This window comes from Mesorhizobium sp. CNPSo 4689 (genome assembly GCF_057784325.1).
The window spans coordinates 73890-89285 of record NZ_JBWLUZ010000017.1 but is presented as its reverse complement, the minus strand read 5'-3'; the positions used below and the strand labels follow the sequence as shown (position 1 = coordinate 89285).

General features: G+C 62.6%; 16 protein-coding genes. 7 read left to right on the top strand and 9 right to left on the bottom strand.

Translation table 11 applies throughout. The features are described from left to right. The first annotated feature begins 148 nt into the window (after positions 1-148). A complete protein-coding gene (locus tag AC04SI_RS20935) occupies positions 149-1684 on the top strand; it encodes a DHA2 family efflux MFS transporter permease subunit (RefSeq protein ID WP_488474810.1) in 1536 nt (511 codons plus the stop codon). Positions 1685-1729: 45 nt separating this feature from the next. On the opposite strand, the gene AC04SI_RS20930 is transcribed toward AC04SI_RS20935, so the two are convergent. Together AC04SI_RS20930 and AC04SI_RS20925 are read right to left on the bottom strand one after the other, a co-directional pair. Next, the gene (locus AC04SI_RS20930; RefSeq protein ID WP_404284192.1) at positions 1730-2248 is read right to left on the bottom strand and encodes a CAP domain-containing protein; all 519 of its coding nucleotides are present in this window, start codon (positions 2246-2248) and stop codon (positions 1730-1732) included. 161 nt (positions 2249-2409) lie between these two features. Next, on the bottom strand, positions 2410-2772 hold the full coding sequence (locus AC04SI_RS20925; RefSeq protein WP_404284190.1) for a winged helix-turn-helix transcriptional regulator: 363 nt from the start codon (positions 2770-2772) through the stop codon (positions 2410-2412). 97 nt (positions 2773-2869) lie between these two features. Between AC04SI_RS20925 and AC04SI_RS20920 the strand changes: the two genes are divergently transcribed. Then, positions 2870-3196: a glutathione S-transferase N-terminal domain-containing protein gene (locus AC04SI_RS20920; RefSeq protein ID WP_404284188.1), complete on the top strand. Its 327-nt coding sequence runs from the start codon at positions 2870-2872 to the stop codon at positions 3194-3196. Further along, a complete protein-coding gene (locus AC04SI_RS20915; protein ID WP_404284186.1) occupies positions 3172-3594 on the top strand; it encodes a glutathione binding-like protein in 423 nt (140 codons plus the stop codon). Before AC04SI_RS20920 ends, AC04SI_RS20915 begins: the two co-directional genes overlap by 25 nt. 112 nt (positions 3595-3706) lie before the next feature. Here the strand turns inward: AC04SI_RS20915 and AC04SI_RS20910 are convergent, their stop codons facing one another. From AC04SI_RS20910 to AC04SI_RS20895, 4 genes are all read right to left on the bottom strand, one after another. Further along, on the bottom strand, positions 3707-4930 hold the full coding sequence (locus tag AC04SI_RS20910; protein ID WP_488474809.1) for a TadE/TadG family type IV pilus assembly protein: 1224 nt from the start codon (positions 4928-4930) through the stop codon (positions 3707-3709). A 209-nt stretch (positions 4931-5139) separates the two neighbouring features. After that, complete coding sequence (locus tag AC04SI_RS20905; protein WP_404284183.1) at positions 5140-5772, bottom strand: LysE family translocator; 633 nt, start codon at positions 5770-5772, stop codon at positions 5140-5142. Positions 5773-5892: 120 nt separating this feature from the next. After that, the gene (locus tag AC04SI_RS20900) at positions 5893-7854 is read right to left on the bottom strand and encodes a TadE/TadG family type IV pilus assembly protein (RefSeq protein WP_488474808.1); all 1962 of its coding nucleotides are present in this window, start codon (positions 7852-7854) and stop codon (positions 5893-5895) included. Positions 7855-7890: 36 nt separating this feature from the next. Further along, positions 7891-9855: a pilus assembly protein TadG-related protein gene (locus AC04SI_RS20895; protein WP_488474807.1), complete on the bottom strand. Its 1965-nt coding sequence runs from the start codon at positions 9853-9855 to the stop codon at positions 7891-7893. Positions 9856-10147: 292 nt separating this feature from the next. On the opposite strand from AC04SI_RS20895, the gene AC04SI_RS20890 reads away from it, so the two are divergent. The 3 genes from AC04SI_RS20890 (at position 10148) to AC04SI_RS20880 (ending at position 12449) form a co-directional block, all read left to right on the top strand. Further along, on the top strand, positions 10148-11008 hold the full coding sequence (locus tag AC04SI_RS20890; RefSeq protein ID WP_404284178.1) for a TIGR01459 family HAD-type hydrolase: 861 nt from the start codon (positions 10148-10150) through the stop codon (positions 11006-11008). A 35-nt stretch (positions 11009-11043) separates the two neighbouring features. After that, positions 11044-12027, top strand: a complete 984-nt coding sequence (locus AC04SI_RS20885) for a bifunctional riboflavin kinase/FAD synthetase (RefSeq protein ID WP_404284177.1) — start codon at positions 11044-11046, stop codon at positions 12025-12027. A gap of 230 nt (positions 12028-12257) precedes the next feature. Next, positions 12258-12449: a hypothetical protein gene (locus AC04SI_RS20880; RefSeq protein WP_404284176.1), complete on the top strand. Its 192-nt coding sequence runs from the start codon at positions 12258-12260 to the stop codon at positions 12447-12449. 1 nt (position 12450) lies between these two features. Here the strand turns inward: AC04SI_RS20880 and AC04SI_RS20875 are convergent, their stop codons facing one another. Next, positions 12451-13005 carry an HdeD family acid-resistance protein gene (locus AC04SI_RS20875; protein ID WP_404284174.1) on the bottom strand — a complete coding sequence of 185 codons (555 nt, stop codon included), beginning with the start codon at positions 13003-13005 and terminating at the stop codon, positions 12451-12453. 285 nt (positions 13006-13290) lie between these two features. Between AC04SI_RS20875 and AC04SI_RS20870 the strand changes: the two genes are divergently transcribed. Continuing rightward, positions 13291-13725 (top strand): FKBP-type peptidyl-prolyl cis-trans isomerase, encoded by a 435-nt coding sequence (locus AC04SI_RS20870; RefSeq protein WP_214470250.1) that lies wholly within the window; start codon positions 13291-13293, stop codon positions 13723-13725. Positions 13726-13801: 76 nt separating this feature from the next. Here the strand turns inward: AC04SI_RS20870 and AC04SI_RS20865 are convergent, their stop codons facing one another. Next, the gene (locus AC04SI_RS20865; protein WP_488474806.1) at positions 13802-14353 is read right to left on the bottom strand and encodes a flavodoxin; all 552 of its coding nucleotides are present in this window, start codon (positions 14351-14353) and stop codon (positions 13802-13804) included. Between the two features lie 53 nt (positions 14354-14406). Beyond that, positions 14407-15393, bottom strand: a complete 987-nt coding sequence (locus AC04SI_RS20860; protein WP_488474805.1) for an aldo/keto reductase — start codon at positions 15391-15393, stop codon at positions 14407-14409. Positions 15394-15396: the final 3 nt, after the last annotated feature.

Genomic DNA, 15396 nt, shown 5'->3' with positions numbered 1-15396 from the left:
GCGCCCGCGAAATTCGAGACGCTCTGGTCGATGTAACCCCCACATCGATGGTCGCGTCCCACCGCGATGAGGGTCTCTCGACACGGGAAGGCCTCGCCGCCCGGAAACCTTGTCTAACACGTTTTTGCTACACTGGAAGTTCCGCATCATGAGCACCCCAGAAGCCTTCAAGGAAGTGCCGCACCGCGGTCTGATCACGGTTGCGCTCATGCTGGCGACGGTCATGCAGGCGCTCGACACCACGATCGCCAACGTTGCGCTGCCGACCATGACCGGCGATCTCGGCGCTTCGCCGGACAACATCAACTGGGTGCTGACGTCCTACATCGTGGCCGCCGCGATCATGACGCCGGTCACCGGCTGGCTGGCTGACCGGCTCGGCCGCAAGGAACTGTTCCTGACGGCGGTGGTCGGCTTCACCATCTTCTCCATGCTGTGCGGACTGGCGTGGAGCCTGGAGACGATGGTGTTCTTCCGGCTGATGCAAGGCGTGTTCGGCGCCGCGATCGTGCCGCTGTCGCAGACCTTCCTGCTCGACATCAACCCGAAGGAACGCCACGGTCAGGCGATGGCCATTTGGGGCGCCGGCATCATGCTGGGGCCGATCCTGGGCCCGACGCTCGGCGGCTGGCTGACCGAGAATTTCAACTGGCGCTGGGTGTTCTTCATCAACCTGCCGGTCGGCATCGCCGCCTTCCTTGGCATGGCCGCCTACTTGCCTTCCGTTGCCCGGCGGATACGCAGCTTCGATATCTTTGGTTTCGCCATGATCTCGCTCGGTGTCGGCGCGCTGCAGCTGATGCTCGATCGCGGCGGCGAGGTCGACTGGTTTTCCTCGGTCGAGATCTGGATCGAGCTCGGCCTCTCGCTGACCGGCTTCTGGGTGTTCATCATTCACACGGTGACAGCGGAACATCCCTTCATCGACCCCAAGATCTTCCTCGACCGCAATTTCGTGACCGGGCTGGCGTTCATCTTCGTCATGGGCGTGCTCATCTTGGCCAGCATGTCGCTGCTGCCGCCAATGCTGTCGACCATTTTCGACTATCCGACCATGACCATCGGTGTCGTCATAGGTCCCCGCGGTATCGGCACGATGATTTCGATGCTTTTGGTCGGCCGCATCATGCACATGGTCGATGCCCGCATCCTGGTCGTCATCGGCTTCCTTTTGACCGCGCAGTCGCTCCACACCATGGCGAGTTTCACGCCGCAGATGGACAATTGGCTCATCCTCAGCTCAGGCATCATCCAGGGCCTGGGAATGGGAATGGTGTTCGTGCCGCTGTCGACCGTGGCTTTTGCCACGCTCGATGCACGCTACCGCACCGATGCCACGGCGCTGTTCAGCCTGGTCCGCAATCTCGGTTCGTCGATCGGCGTGTCGGTGGTGACGGTTCTCCTGGTGCGCAACACGCAGGTCAACCACAGCGAGCTCTCGGCCTTCATCAACCCGTTCAATCCCAATCTCTGGACGGCCTCGCCGGCAGCAGCAGGCGGCGATCCGACGGCGCTTTCGGAGATGGACGGACTGGTCAATATACAAGCGATGATGATCTCTTACGTCAATGACTTCAAGCTGCTGATGATGATGACGCTGCTTGCCGTCCCGTTCGTCTTCCTGCTGCGCAAGCCAAAGGCAGGACCGGCCGCCGGCGGCGCACCCGCCGCGCATATGGACTGAGCTCTCAGGTGGCAGCAGTGCGGGAGCGCCTTCGCCCGAAGGTCGTTACTTGCCCAGCACCAGGCTCCAGTAGCGCAGGCTGGAGTCGCGGCCGTCGCGCACATAGGCGAGGCCGAAGCGGGTGAAGCGCGGGTCGAGCATGTTGCGCCGGTGGCCGGGCGAATGCACCCAGATGTCGAACAGTTTCTCAAGGTCGAAGCGGCCTTCGGCGATGTTTTCGGCGGCCGCACCGGCAATGCCGTTGCCCCTGACGCGCGAGGAAAAGCTCTTGCCCCAACCGGTGGTGTGGCTCATGCGGCGCGCCCCTGCCATGTAGCCGGCCTGCTGCAGGGCCGCCTGTTCGAGCTGCGTATCGGGAACCAGCGGACCGAGCCCGGCCGAAGCCCGAATGCCGGCCAGTGTGCCGGTGGCGGAAGAGGAGGCGCCAGCGCCTTCCCCGGTCGGCTGCGAAACGGTGCTGCAGGCCGCGAAGCCGACCAACGCAGCTAGGCCGGCTCCCTTTAGCAGCAGGCGCCTGCTCAGTTTCGATTGGGCTTGGTGATTGTCGATGTTCGCAATGGTCATGCCCGCCTGAGATAAGCGCGATCATGGCTTTTGCCGGGCAGGGTGGTGAAAATCTTGGTTCTAGAGCAATTCCAGGAAATGTGTGAAACGGTTTTCGGTCCGGAGTTGCGTCAAAACAAAGAGATAGAGCGGTTCTGCGTTTCCGTGAACGGTGAACCGCTCTAGGCAGCCGTATCGAGATTTGTTTCCGAGATTGGAGAACGGCCGGTCCGGTCGTCTTCCGTATGCACCCACCACGAGCCAAGCGCATCGATCAGCGGCACGAGCCTGCGGCCAGGCTCCGTAAGGTCGTAGTCGACGCGCAGCGGATAGCCCGGATGCGCTGTCCGCCGCACGATGCCGGCGTCCTCCAGCTTGCGCAGCTCCAACGCCAGGATGCGGTGCGACACGGTCGGATTGTCGCGCCTCAAGTCGCTGAAGCGTTTGGTGCCGTCCTTCAGATAATAGAGCAGCAAGGTCGGCCAGCGGCCGCTGAGCACGCGCATGGTCTCTTCGATCGGGCAGCGCGAGACGACGTCTTTCATGGGGGGCCTGTGGCGGGCTGGTTACAGAATAGTGCGTAATTTACATGGGGCTGCCAGCGTTTAGGGTCAAGTTTCGCTGCGCAGCGAAATCCCCTAAATGATGGAAGAAACAACAATGGAACCTATCCTCCTTTACGGCTTCCCGGCGGGAAGTTCGATGGGGCTCGTCGCTGCGTTTGAACGCGTCGGGCAACCCTACCGGCTGTGTCGCGTCGACATGCTGGCCGAGATGAAAAACGATGCCTACGCCAGCATCAACGGCCGGCAGGAAACGCCGGTCCTGATCACCGACGAAGGCAAGGTGCTCACCGAAACAATGGCCGTTGCCGCATGGCTTGAAGCCCGCGACAGTGAGCGCCGCATCAGCTTCGAGCCGCACACACGCCGGAAGCCGACCGCATGCACCAGCTCATGGCTTTCGTGAACACCGGCTTCACCGCCGCATTCAGCCCGCTCTGGGTGGCGCTGGAAATGGCGTCGCCCGATCCGGTGCTGCAGGCGACCTTGCGCGATTTCGGCCGCAAGGCGGTGACCGAGCGCCACGACCGGCTAGAGGCCATGATCACCGATACCGACTACCTGGTCGGCGACCGGTTGACGCTGGCCGACACCACGCTGATCGGCGTGGCGCGTTGGGCCGAGTACCACGAGGCGATCGACGGTGCCGCCTATCCGAAGCTCGCCGCCTTGCGCCGCCGCATCGAGGCCGATCCGGCCGTACGATACGCTCAAGCCGTCGAGGATGGCGAAAAGCCTGTCGGCTCGGGCGCCTGCCTGGGGCATGTCCCCCTGGCCGAGGTGATCGAACGCTTCGCGGCCTAGAACCGTCAGCCGGGCGGCGTCGGCGCTTGGCGCCGCCCCTCCGACAACCGCCTGTAAGGCGGCATCCGGGCAGCGCGTTGAAATCGCTACCCGCGCGGCGCGAAATATTCGCTCATTTCGCGAGCGTGATGAGGCGGCCGGCATACATCTCGCGATCTCCGAGCAGGGCCGCACAGTCCGTTCTGACGGAGGAGTTTCCCGTCATCTGCACGGTCTTGCCGACAAGCCTCAGACAGTCGCCCTGGCCGCTCATGTCGGAGTTTCCGGCATAGGAAATGGGCGCGTCGGGCGCATAGACGAATCCGCTGATTATGGAATTTGCGGCGCCATTCAGCGTCAGGGCGGAGGTGTTCCCGTGGTCCTGGAAAATGGTGATGCCGGCATAGGGGCCGCTGGTCGGCGGGGAAAGGTTCACCTGCTCATTGGCGTTTATGTAGATCTGCGCGCCCTCCATGAGGAACAGGATCACGCCCTGGCCGGTCAGGCTGCCGTTGCCCCCTGGCTTTATGGTGGTGCCGCGCAGGATGTAGGCGCCCGGGTCCAGCGTGATGTTTCCCGACAATGTCTTGTCGCAATAGGTGCCGGGCGACAGCGTGTAGGTTTTGCCATTCGGGACGGGCAGGCACAATGTGTAGGGGGGAGGGACGACGTCGGCCAGAGGATCGATGGACGCATATTGATCTTCGAGCGGCGTTCCGCAGGTGAGACTGGCGTTGGGCAGCGAAAGCCCGGAAGTGCCGCCGACGGTCGAGACGCAACCCGCAGAAACCAGCGCGGAACCGCCTCTGTTGACGGAATCGGACGCATCCGAGTTTGACGCGATCACGCAGCTGCTCATCGAGACATTGGTCGAGCCCTGCAGGTTCACGGCGGCGGATGCATGCGGATCGAGCGCCAGCACGCAGGCCTGCGCGCCGGGCTCTATCTTGACCGAGGCCGAGCGGTGCGCCTGCCAGGAGGCCGAGCCGCTGATGAAGCCTGGGCGGCTGATGCTGGACGAAAGCGAGATGTAATAAGCGCCCGAGCCCCCGCTGGCGGTTGCTGAAAAGGCCGAGACGCTGCCCGAATATTTCTCCTGGTCGACGTCGCGCAGGTTGGCCGCGAAGAATGTCAGCCCTAGCTCCTGGACTTCGCCAGCCGTCATGTCGGGAGAGTACTTCGTGCCGACGGCAAGCCCAGCCGCGTCCAGCGAGTTCTGCAACTGCGCGGCGTCGTCGCTCGTGCCCACGAGATCGATGGCGCCGGCCACGCCAATCATGACCGGCAGCATCGCTATCGCGGTCGCTATGGCAAAGTTGCCGCGCTCCGATAACCAGAAGCCTCTGAACGTGAACATTGCCCCTTGCCCAAGCTTGCCTGCCTTATGTGGTACGCTAGGGGAATCTACGGTCCATTTAAGAAAACACTAAAATGCCGAATGCTAAAATGCCGCTCAATGGTTGACCAAAAAAGGCCTGCCAGCACGGTCAAGCGACAAGAGCCGAACAGCGCGCTGCCGCTTTTGAGCAGCGGAACCATCCGTTCATCGCTTGGCGGTTTCCGATCTCAGCGTTGTGCGTCGGTCGCCATCCTGAGCGCCAGCGCTGCCAGCACGGTGCCCATCATCCAGCGTTGGACGACCAGCCATAGCGGCCGTCCGGCGAGGAAGGTGGCGATAGAGCCGGCTGTCACCGCGATGATGGCGTTGACGGTGAGGCTGATCGAAATCTGCGTGACGCCGAGCACCAGCAGCTGCGACAGCACATGGCCCTTGCCGGGATTGATGAACTGCGGCAGCAACGACAGGTAAAGCACCGCCACTTTCGGGTTGAGGAGATTGGTCATCAGCCCCATGGCGAACAGCTTGCGCGGCCTGTCCTTCGGCAGTTCGCGCACCTGGAACGGCGAGCGCCCGCCGGGCCTCACCGCCTGCCAGGCAAGCCACAGCAGATAGAGCGCGCCGGCAAGGCGCAGCGCGTCATAGGCGAAGGGCACGGCAAGCAACAGCGCGGTGATGCCGAAGGCGGCGGACAGCACATAGAACAGGAAGCCGAGCGCCACGCCGCCAAGCGAGATCAGCCCGGCCTTTGGTCCTTGCGAGAGCGAGCGCGAGATCAGGTAGATCATATTCGGCCCGGGCGTCAGCACCATGCCGAGGCAGACCAGCGCAAAGGCAAGATGATTGGCGGCGTCGGGCATCAGGGGCGTCTCCGGGTGGTGGCGGGAACACTCACCATGTGCCTTCAACAACCGCAAGGGCATGATGAGAGGGAGTGGTTGCGCCAGCGCTGACAATTGGCGAAAGCGGCGAAGCCGCCTCTAACTGACCACGCGCAGGTTCGACAGCTCGTTGGCGATTTCCTTGAAATTGTCCGACAGCGTGGCGCCGGTCGCATTCCAGAACAGCTTGGCCGGCTTGCTGGCGTCTGTCGGGTCCTTGCGGAAGCGCGAGTCGGACGAGCAGGTCTTCAGCGCTTCCATCGCCTTGACGTCGCCGGCGTCCGTCGACGACATGTCGAGCGCAACCGTCATCACCATGATGTTGGCCGCCTTGGCGTTGTTGCACAGCGTCGCCATCTGCTCGTTGAGCGCTTTGGTGTAATTGCTCGAAGTGTAGTTGAACTGGCCAACGTCGCTCGACGTGCCGCCGAACAGCCGGGTCACCGCCGTGCCGTAATAGGCGAGGCCGGTATAGCCATAGGCGGCATAGGTCGACTTGTTGCCGGCCGGATCGCTGCTTACCGTCGAATAGGTGTTCTCACCGTCGGTGAGCACGATGACGACCTTGTCGTTGCCGCGCTCCGTCTCCAGCCGCCCTTCGGTGAAGGGTTCGGTGCTCGACACGGTGCGCCAGCCCCAGGCCATGCCTTCCGGCACGTTGGTGTTGCCGTTGGGCGCCATCAGGTCGATCGCCGCCTTGATCGCCGTCAGCCCTTCCGGCTTGGTGACGTCGGTCAGCGGCGTGATCGGCGTTGTAGTGCAGCTGTAATTGGGGCCGGCGCCCTTCGACAGCACCGGCGCATCGATCGGCCGCGGCTGGAAATACTTGGCCATGTTGGACTGCCGCGTCTTGCCGGTGGTGCTTGTCGGATCGTCGTTCCACCAGCTGTTTGCAGCGCCATAGGTGACAGGCTTCGCCTCATCCGGATCCTGCGTCAGGTACCAATGGTTGCCCGGCTCGTCCGGAGCGAACATCGGCACGAACATGGTGGCCGGATCGCCGACGCTCGTGCCGGTGTTGTTGGGGCCGCCGGAGGCCGGCTCGTCATTGACATTGTAAGGGTAGGGCCGGACCTCGACGCAGCCCTGCCAGATGGCGAACGGGCCGTAAGTGTCGTTGTAGTCGTATTCATCGTGGCTGCGCTTGCAGGTGTGGTTCGACCGGTACTCGTCGCAGACGACACGCTTGCTGCCGACGACGCGCTCGTGGCTGGTCACCACCTTCATGTCGCGGTAGAGCGAGAACCGGGTCAGCATCTGACCTTCTTCCTCGCCCCAGCCGGCGCCCTTCTTGTACCAGATACCGTTGATCTTCTGGGCATATTTGTCCGCGGCATTGAGCGTCGACCAGTCGAAATTCTCGTTGTGGACCGGCGACAGCCCATAGGCGTCGATCCACGAGGCATTGTCGTTGTCCGGCCCGACATTGACCGAGGCGGCGAAGGGCACGAGACTGAACTGGACCGGCTTGTCGATCTGCTTGATCGCTGCCGCCTGCAAGGCCAGCGTGTCGACGAGCTGCTTTGCGGCCTGCTTGAGCAGATCGATGCGCTTTTGCCCCGAACCGGTGCCGGCCGTGCTCATCGAGCCGGAATTGTCGAGCACCATGGCGACTTCCAGCGTGTTCTTCAGCCGGACCTCCGAGCAGACGGAATAGTCGACATCGGTGGAGGTTTTGCCGATCAGCATCGCCGCCGCCGGAAGAAAATGGGGTTTGTACACCAGCGCCGCGCAGAGCTTCACCAGGCCGCCGCCGGTCGTGCTGCTGGGCAGCGTGACGTCGAGTGTCGTGTTGGCCGGATCGACACTGCCGAGGTTGGCCCTGAAGAAGTCCAGCGCATAAACCTTCAACTGGTCGTCGGTGGCGCCTTCGGCGAGGCGGCGGGCGGTGGCGAAGTTGGCGGCGTCGAGCGCGTTCACCACCCTCTGCTTTTCGTTGGTCATGCCCGCAAAGTCGACGGCCAACGCCACGCCGCCCATCAACGGCACCATGGCGAGCACGGTCATGAGGGCATAGTTGCCGCGCCGGTCGCGGCAGAAGTCACGCCAGAGTTCACGCATTTTATGTAAGGAGCCCTTGCTTTGATGGCCAGCCGATCAGCTGACGATGCGTAGGTTCGACAGTTCGTCGGCGATTTCCTTGAAGCTCTGAGACAAGGTGGCTCCTGTCGCATTCCAATATAGCTTGGCCGGCTTGGTGGTATCGGTCGGGTCTTTGCGGAACCGCGAGTCTGATGCACAGGCCTTGAGCGCCGTAATCGCCTTTTTTTCGCTCGCCTTTGATTCGACGAGGTCGAGCGAGACGGTCATGACGAGAATGTTCGAGGCCTTCGCATTGGCGCAAAGCGTCTGCATCTGCTCGTCCAGGGCTGCCGTATAGTTGGAATCCGTATACGTAGTCTTCCCAACGTCGGTGCTGGTGTTCATGAACAACCGCGTCACGCTTCCCGATCCGGGATATGTTAGCCCGGTGAAGCCGTAAGCGGCATAGGTCGACTCGTTGTTGGCATAAAGACTGTCGCTGATGGCGCTGTATGTGTTGGCGCCGTCAGTCAGCACGATCACCACCTTGTCATTACCTTTTTCGGTGTTTGGCCGGCCTTCCGTAAAGGGCTCGTTGCTCGAAACGGCTCGCCAGCCCCAGGCAAGGCCTTCCGGGACGTTGGTATTGCCGGTCGGCGCCATGGCGTCGATAGCGTCATCAAGTTGCTTTTTCTCGGCGGCTACGGTGACGTCCTTCAGCGGCGTGATCGGATTGGTCGTGCAAGCCGCGTTCGGACCGTCGCCCGACGAAGCAGAGGCAGAACCATAAGGCTTGATCAGGAAATATTTTCGCATGTCCGACTGCCGCTGCCTGGCCGTCGGGTTGGCTGGGTCGTAAGGCCAGTCGGCCCACCAATTGTTGCTGTAGCCGTAAGACACGCTGCTGACATCGTTGGTGTCGTCGCGGTTGAAATCGCGCCAGAGAGTCCCGGCCTCATCCGGCGCGAACATCGGCACGAACAAAGTTGCCGGATTGGCGGTATCCGGCGTCGTATCGTCATCATTGTAAGGATACGGCCTCGCTTCCACGCAGCCTTGCCAACTGGCATAGCGGCTGGTCGTGTAGATATACTGCGGATCGGTCCAATGGCCCTCGGTACATTTGTTTTTCTTGTTGTAAACACCGCATATGTACTGCTGGGAGTTGGGCACCTCCTCGCGGCCAGACTCGACGGTCATGTCGGCGTAGAGGCTGAAACGGGTCAGAGGCTCGTCCTTGCCGTCCCCCCAGCCATCCCCGCGCTTGTACCAGACGCCATTGCTTTTTTCGGCATACTTATTCGAATCGTTGCTGGAGGTCATCTTCGTCCAGTCGAAATCTTCGTGCTGGATTGGCGAGATGCCGTCCTGGTCCATCCAGCTATCCCCATCATGCGTCGGGCCGACATTGACCGAGGCTGAGAAAGGCACCACAGAGAACTGCACAGGTTTCGTGACCTGCTTCATCTGCTGGGCCTGCAGTGCAAGCGAATCGATCAGCTGCTTGGAGGCCGCCTTTAGCAGATCTATGCGTTTCTGCCCGGTGCCGGACCCAAGTGTGCTCATCGAGCCGGAATTGTCGAGCACCAACGCAACCTCTAGCGTGTTTTTGAGTCGAACTTCCGACCTTGCGGTAATGTTGACCTCGGTGTTGCTCGAAGCTTTGCCGATCAGCATCGCGGCCGCAGGCAGGAAGTATGGATGATACTTCAGGGCAGCCTGAAGGACGAGCGTGCCGCCGCCGGTGTTGGTGCTGGGCAGCGTGACGGTCAGCGTCGTATTGGTGGGCTTGACGTGGTTCAGATTGGCTTCGAAGAAGCTCTTGGCGTAGGCCTTGACGGCATCATCGGTCGCGCCGGAGACGATCTGCCGGGCCGTGGCAATACCGGCCGCGTCGAGCGCGTTCATCGTCTCCTGCCGCTGCCGCACCAGTTCCGCATAGTCGACGGCGAGCGCTACGCCGCCCATCAGCGGCACCATGGTGATGACGGTCATCAAGGCATAATTGCCGCGCCTGTCGCGCACAAACCTGCGGAACATTGTCTTTAGCTCCCGCTAATATACGACCATAGTCGCAATCGATCTACGACCATGGTCACAGATCGTTAAATTTCACGTTGCTCGAAAGCATCAAGGTCGCGCCGCCTTTTTGACTGCGCGTTAACCCTGTGGTGCCGGATCAGCCTTCGAGGCGGTGATGCCGCGCCCCTGACCGCCAGCCCCACCGCCGATGGCGAAAGCTGATGACAGGACGGAGCGCTTCCGCTAATGCGGGACCGGCTGCGGCGGACCGTCGGCGGCGGCCATCGCAACGAACGACTGGGAAAACGGCATGGCGGATTCGCCCGACATCATCGGCTCGCTCGCGGATTTGTCGGCGGCCTATGCGGCCATCCTCTGCGACGTCTGGGGCGTGGTGCACAATGGCGAATGGCATTTCCCGGCTGCGGCCGCGGCGCTGGCCGCGGCGCGCGCGGCGAAGCTGCCGGTCGTGCTGATCACCAATTCTCCGCGCCGCAGCGCCGACGTGGTGGCGCAGATGAACGCGATAGGTGTCCCGCAGACCGCCTATGACCGCGTCGTCACCTCCGGCGACGTCACCCGCGACCTGATCGCCGAGGGTCCCAGAAAGATCTTTCATATCGGCGCCGACCGCGATTTCACCCTATATGACGGCCTCGACGTCGATCTTGTCGAGGAGTTCGAGGCCTCCGGCGTGGTCTGCACCGGCCTGTTCGACGACGAGGTGGAGAAGCCCGAGGACTACGCCGAGCTGCTGCGACGGCTGCGGGCCAGGAACCTGCCTTTCATCTGCGCCAATCCCGACATCATGGTCGAGCGCGGCGAGCGCATGATCTGGTGTGCCGGCGCGCTGGCCCGCGACTATGCCCAGCTCGGCGGACGCACGCTGATCGCCGGCAAACCCTACGCGCCGGTCTATGACGTCGCGATGCGCGAGGTCGCCCACATGCTCGGCCATCCCGTCGAGCGCTCCCAGGTGCTGGCCATTGGCGACGGCATGATGACCGACATAAAGGGCGCGGCCGACAACGGTTTCGACGTGCTCTATGTCTCCGGTGGCATCCATGCGCGCGACTATGGCGATCCGCTGCAGCCAGATCCCGCCAGGCTCGCGGCCTTTCTCGAAAAGCATGGCTATCGGCCTGTCGCGGTCATTCCGAGACTGCAGTAGGGGAGAAGGATCGCCCCGATGACGGAAGCCTCAAGATGACCGAAGCCTTCGAACGCGTTTCCGCAACATCGCCGCTGCCGGCTCATTTGCGTGGCGGCGTGGTGGCGATCGGCAATTTCGACGGCGTCCATCGCGGTCACCAGGCGGTGCTTGACCGCGCGCTCGCCGAAGCGCGGCGGCGCGGCGCGCCGCCTTTGGTGCTGAGCTTCGAGCCGCATCCGCGAAAGGTGTTCAGGCCCGATATCCCGCTGTTCGTGCTGACGCCGCCGCCGATGAAGGCGCGGCTCCTGTCGCATCTGGGCTTCGCCGCTCTGGTCGAACAGCCGTTCACGCGCGAGTTTGCTTCGCTGTCGGCAGAAGCCTTCGTGACCGGTATTCTGGAAGAAAACCTCGGCATAACCCATGCCGTCACCGGCTTCGACTTCCACTTCGGCAAGGACCGCCAGGGCGGCCCCGCCTTCCTGATGGCCGCCGGTGAGCGCCATGGTTTTGGCGTTACGCTGGTCGATGCGTTTCGCGACGAGGGCGCCGAGGTGGTGTCGTCGAGCCGCATCCGCGCTCTCCTGTGCGAGGGCGCTGTCGCCGAGGCAGCAGGCCTGCTCGGCTATCGCTTCACCGTCGAGAGCGAAGTGATCGGTGGCCAGCGGCTCGGCCGGACGCTGGGCTTCCCGACAGCCAATATGAGGCTTTCGCCGGAAGCCACTCTGAAGGAAGGCATTTATGCCGTCCGCTTCCGCCGTGCCGACGGTTCGCTGCATGACGGCGTCGCCAGCTTCGGCCGCCGGCCGACTGTCGACGACAATGGCGCGCCGCTGCTGGAAACCTTTGTCTTCGATTTCTCCGGCGATCTCTATGGCGAGACCTGCGAGGTGTCGTTCTTCAGCTTCCTGCGCACAGAGGTGAAGTTCGACGGGCTCGACGCGCTGGTCGTGCAGATGAAGCGCGACGAGGCCGAGGCGAGGGCGCTGCTTGCCGGCGTCAGGCCGCTTTCGGAGCTGGATAGCGCGATCGCTTTTTGACGGTTTTCAAGACTCGCGGTCGAAAACAGCCGAGAAATACGACGGACTGTGAAGCGGTTCATTGAGGGCCGCCGTCAACGCGCCCAATGCTCCTTGATGAAAATCCACACTTTTGTGTGGAGCGCGGTGCTGCTTTGCTCCGGTATGTTCATCCTGTGCGATGGCTTAAGCGCGCATTGGGGCAAGACCGGCAACAACCGCAGCCTGACCATCGTCATGGCGTTGCGCCATTGTCCTACTCGGCCTTCGCTTTCATCGACACGCGCATGAACCTGGCGGTGACGGGAGCACTGGTCAACACCATCGTCGTGGTCGGCGCCCCGCTTGTCGTCGTCCTTATCTTCAAGGAGGAACTCTCCTCGATGCAATATCTTGGGATCGCGCTGGCCGTCATTTCGATGACGCTGCTCAATCTGGCGTGACCTACCTCTTCAGCGCCAGACCGATGGCAATGAAGCTCCAGCCCTGGAAGACGAGATCGATGGCCAGGAACATGCCGAGCACCCAGAGGCTGTTGACCGGCCAGCCCATGGCAATGACCAGACCCGCCAGCGCGCTGATGACGCCGGCCGCGACCAGCCATCCCCAACCTCTCTCCGGCCGGTGGTTGTAGCCGACCCAGGCCCTGAGCACACCCGATGCGACGAGCGCGATCGCCAGCAAGAAGGTCAGCACCGTCGAACCTAAAATCGGATTGTCGAAGGCGAAAAAGCCGGCAACCGCATAGAGCAGGCCGCTGAGCAGCCAGTAGAAGAAACGGCCCCAGGTCTTGACGCCGAACGCATGGATGATCTCGATCGCGCCGCCCAACAGCATCAACCATCCCACGACATAGACCGAAGCAACGGTGGCGATGAACAGATTACCGAAGGCGATGCCGCCGAAGATCAGCAGCAAGACGCCCAGCGCCACGAACCACCCCCATTTGTCCCGCGTCCGGCCAATCGCGTCTTTCAGGGCATCGCCTTGCAAGGTCATGGCTGCATCTCCTCGGGGGACTCGCCGCGCATCAAGCTGCGTGGAGGTTAACGCCGATGACCTTGCCCGTCTAGCGAGCAGGCTGCCGGCGGCCACACCCAACCATGTTGCATGGGGTCGTTTGTCGAGGGGCCGACCGCTCGTAGCTCAACCGGTGGGTTTACATCGGCAGCCGGGCCCCTAGTTTTAGAGTTCCGTACCGCGCACCTTAGTGCGTGGATGTTCGAAAAACGGGACCGTGAAACTCTGGCCGGTCCCTCAAAAACTCCCAAAAGGACGACTGCCATGACACAGGCCAAGAATGGCGACACCGTGCGCATCAATTATACTGGACGTCTGGCCGACGGCACTCAATTCGATGCTTCCGGCGGCGAACCGCTGCAATTCACACTAGGTGAAGGGCAAGTGATCCCCGGCCTTGAAACCCATGTCGAGGGCATGGAGGTCGGCGCGAAAAGCACGGTCACCGTTCCCGCCGAAGCAGCCTATGGCCCCCACCGCCCTGAAGCGGTCATGACCATCGACCGCGCCCGCGTGCCGGACAACATCAATGTCGATATCGGTACTCGATTGCAGGTCAGGACCCGCGAGGGGCGCCCCATGCCGGTAACGGTCGTCGGCGTGAACGACGCCAGCGTCAAGCTCGACGGCAATCATCCGTTGGCCGGAAAGGATCTGGTGTTCGACGTTGAGCTGGTCGAGATCGTTCAGGCGGCGTAGGGCATCCATGCGGCCAAGGCCGTGGTGACTATGATTTCAGGTGACGGCCCGCCGCCGTCCCATGACGAGTAACCGACTATTTGACTTTCAGCGCGTCCAGCCACTGGGTGACGCGCTCGATAGTCTGGCGCTCTTGGGGCGCCTGCATGGAGAACCCTTCCATCAGGCGCGCCTGAGGTGCGTGGCTGGCCAGAACGGCCTGGCTGTTGCCGAGTCCGAAGCCGCCATGCGTGATAAACGGAATGATGGTCTTACCCGCAAGGTCGTGGACTGCCAGGAAAGTGCGGATTACGGGCGGCGCGGTTTCGCCCCAGATGGGGAACCCCAGGAACACCGTCGCATAGGATGCGGTGTTCGGAAGCTGCTCCTTGAGCGGCGGCCGGTCGCCGCGATCGCGCTCCTGCCGCGCCTGCTCGACAGTTTCGAAATAATCGGCCGGGTAGGGTCTCGCCGGCGCGATCTCGAAGAGATCGGCCGGCAGCGCCCGGCTGAGCTGTCCGGCGATGACACGGGTGTTGCCGCTCCGCGAAAAGAACGCCACCAGCGACTTGCCGTCCGAGCGGGGCGCCGCTCCGGTCTGCGTGACCGATGCGCTTCCGGCAGCGAGCGGCAGCAGCAGGGATGACATGAGGATTTTCCGCCTCGTCGGCTTTTGAGCATCGGTCATGGTGCAGATCCCGATCAGAGCCCGGTCATCTTGAGCGCGGCTTCGGGCAGGCGTTCGCCTTGGACCTCGATCTTCGCCAGGGCGTCGGCGAGTTCCTGCAGATCCTGCACGGTCAGCGTCACGTCGACCGCGCCAAGGTTCTCCTCAAGACGGTGACGTTTGGTGGTACCCGGAATCGGCACGATCCAGGGCTTCTGCGCGAGCAGCCAGGCGAGTGCGACCTGGGCGGGCGTCGCGCCTTTGTGCTCGGCCACGCCTTTCACGACATCGACCAGGGCCATGTTGGCCTTGCGCGCCTCCGGCGAGAAGCGTGGCACGTTGCGGAAGTCGGCCGGGTCGAACTTGGTATTCTCGTCGATCTTGCCGGTCAGGAACCCCGCGCCCAATGGGCTGAACGGCACGAAACCGATGCCAAGCTCGTCACAGACCGGCAACAATTCCGCTTCGACGCCCCGGTAGAATAGCGAGTACTCGTTCTGCACCGCTGTGACCGGCTGGACTGCGTGCGCGCGGCGGATGGTCTGGACGCCCGCTTCAGAAAGCCCCCAATTGTTGACCTTGCCCTGGGCGATCAGGTCCTTGATAGCGCCGGCGACGTCCTCGATCGGAACGTTCGGATCGACCCTGTGCTGGTAGAACAGGTCGATACGGTCGGTTTTCAAGCGCTTGAGGCTAGCGTCCGCGACACGCTTGATGTGCTCGGGCCGGCTGTTGGTACCGCCGGTGGGGGCACCGGTCTCAAGATCGATATCAAACCCGAATTTTGTGGCAATGACGACCTGGTCGCGGATCGGCGAGAGCGCCTCGCCGAGGAGCTCCTCATTGGCGAAAGGCCCATAGGCCTCGGCCGTGTCGAACAGCGTCACGCCCCGCTCGTGCGCGAGGCGCACGAGCCCGATCATCTCCGCCTTGTTGGCTGGCGGCCCGTAAGCGGAGGTCATGCTCATGCAACCCAGGCCGACGGCGGAGACCTGCAGGTCTCCAAGTGTTCTAGTTTTCATGAC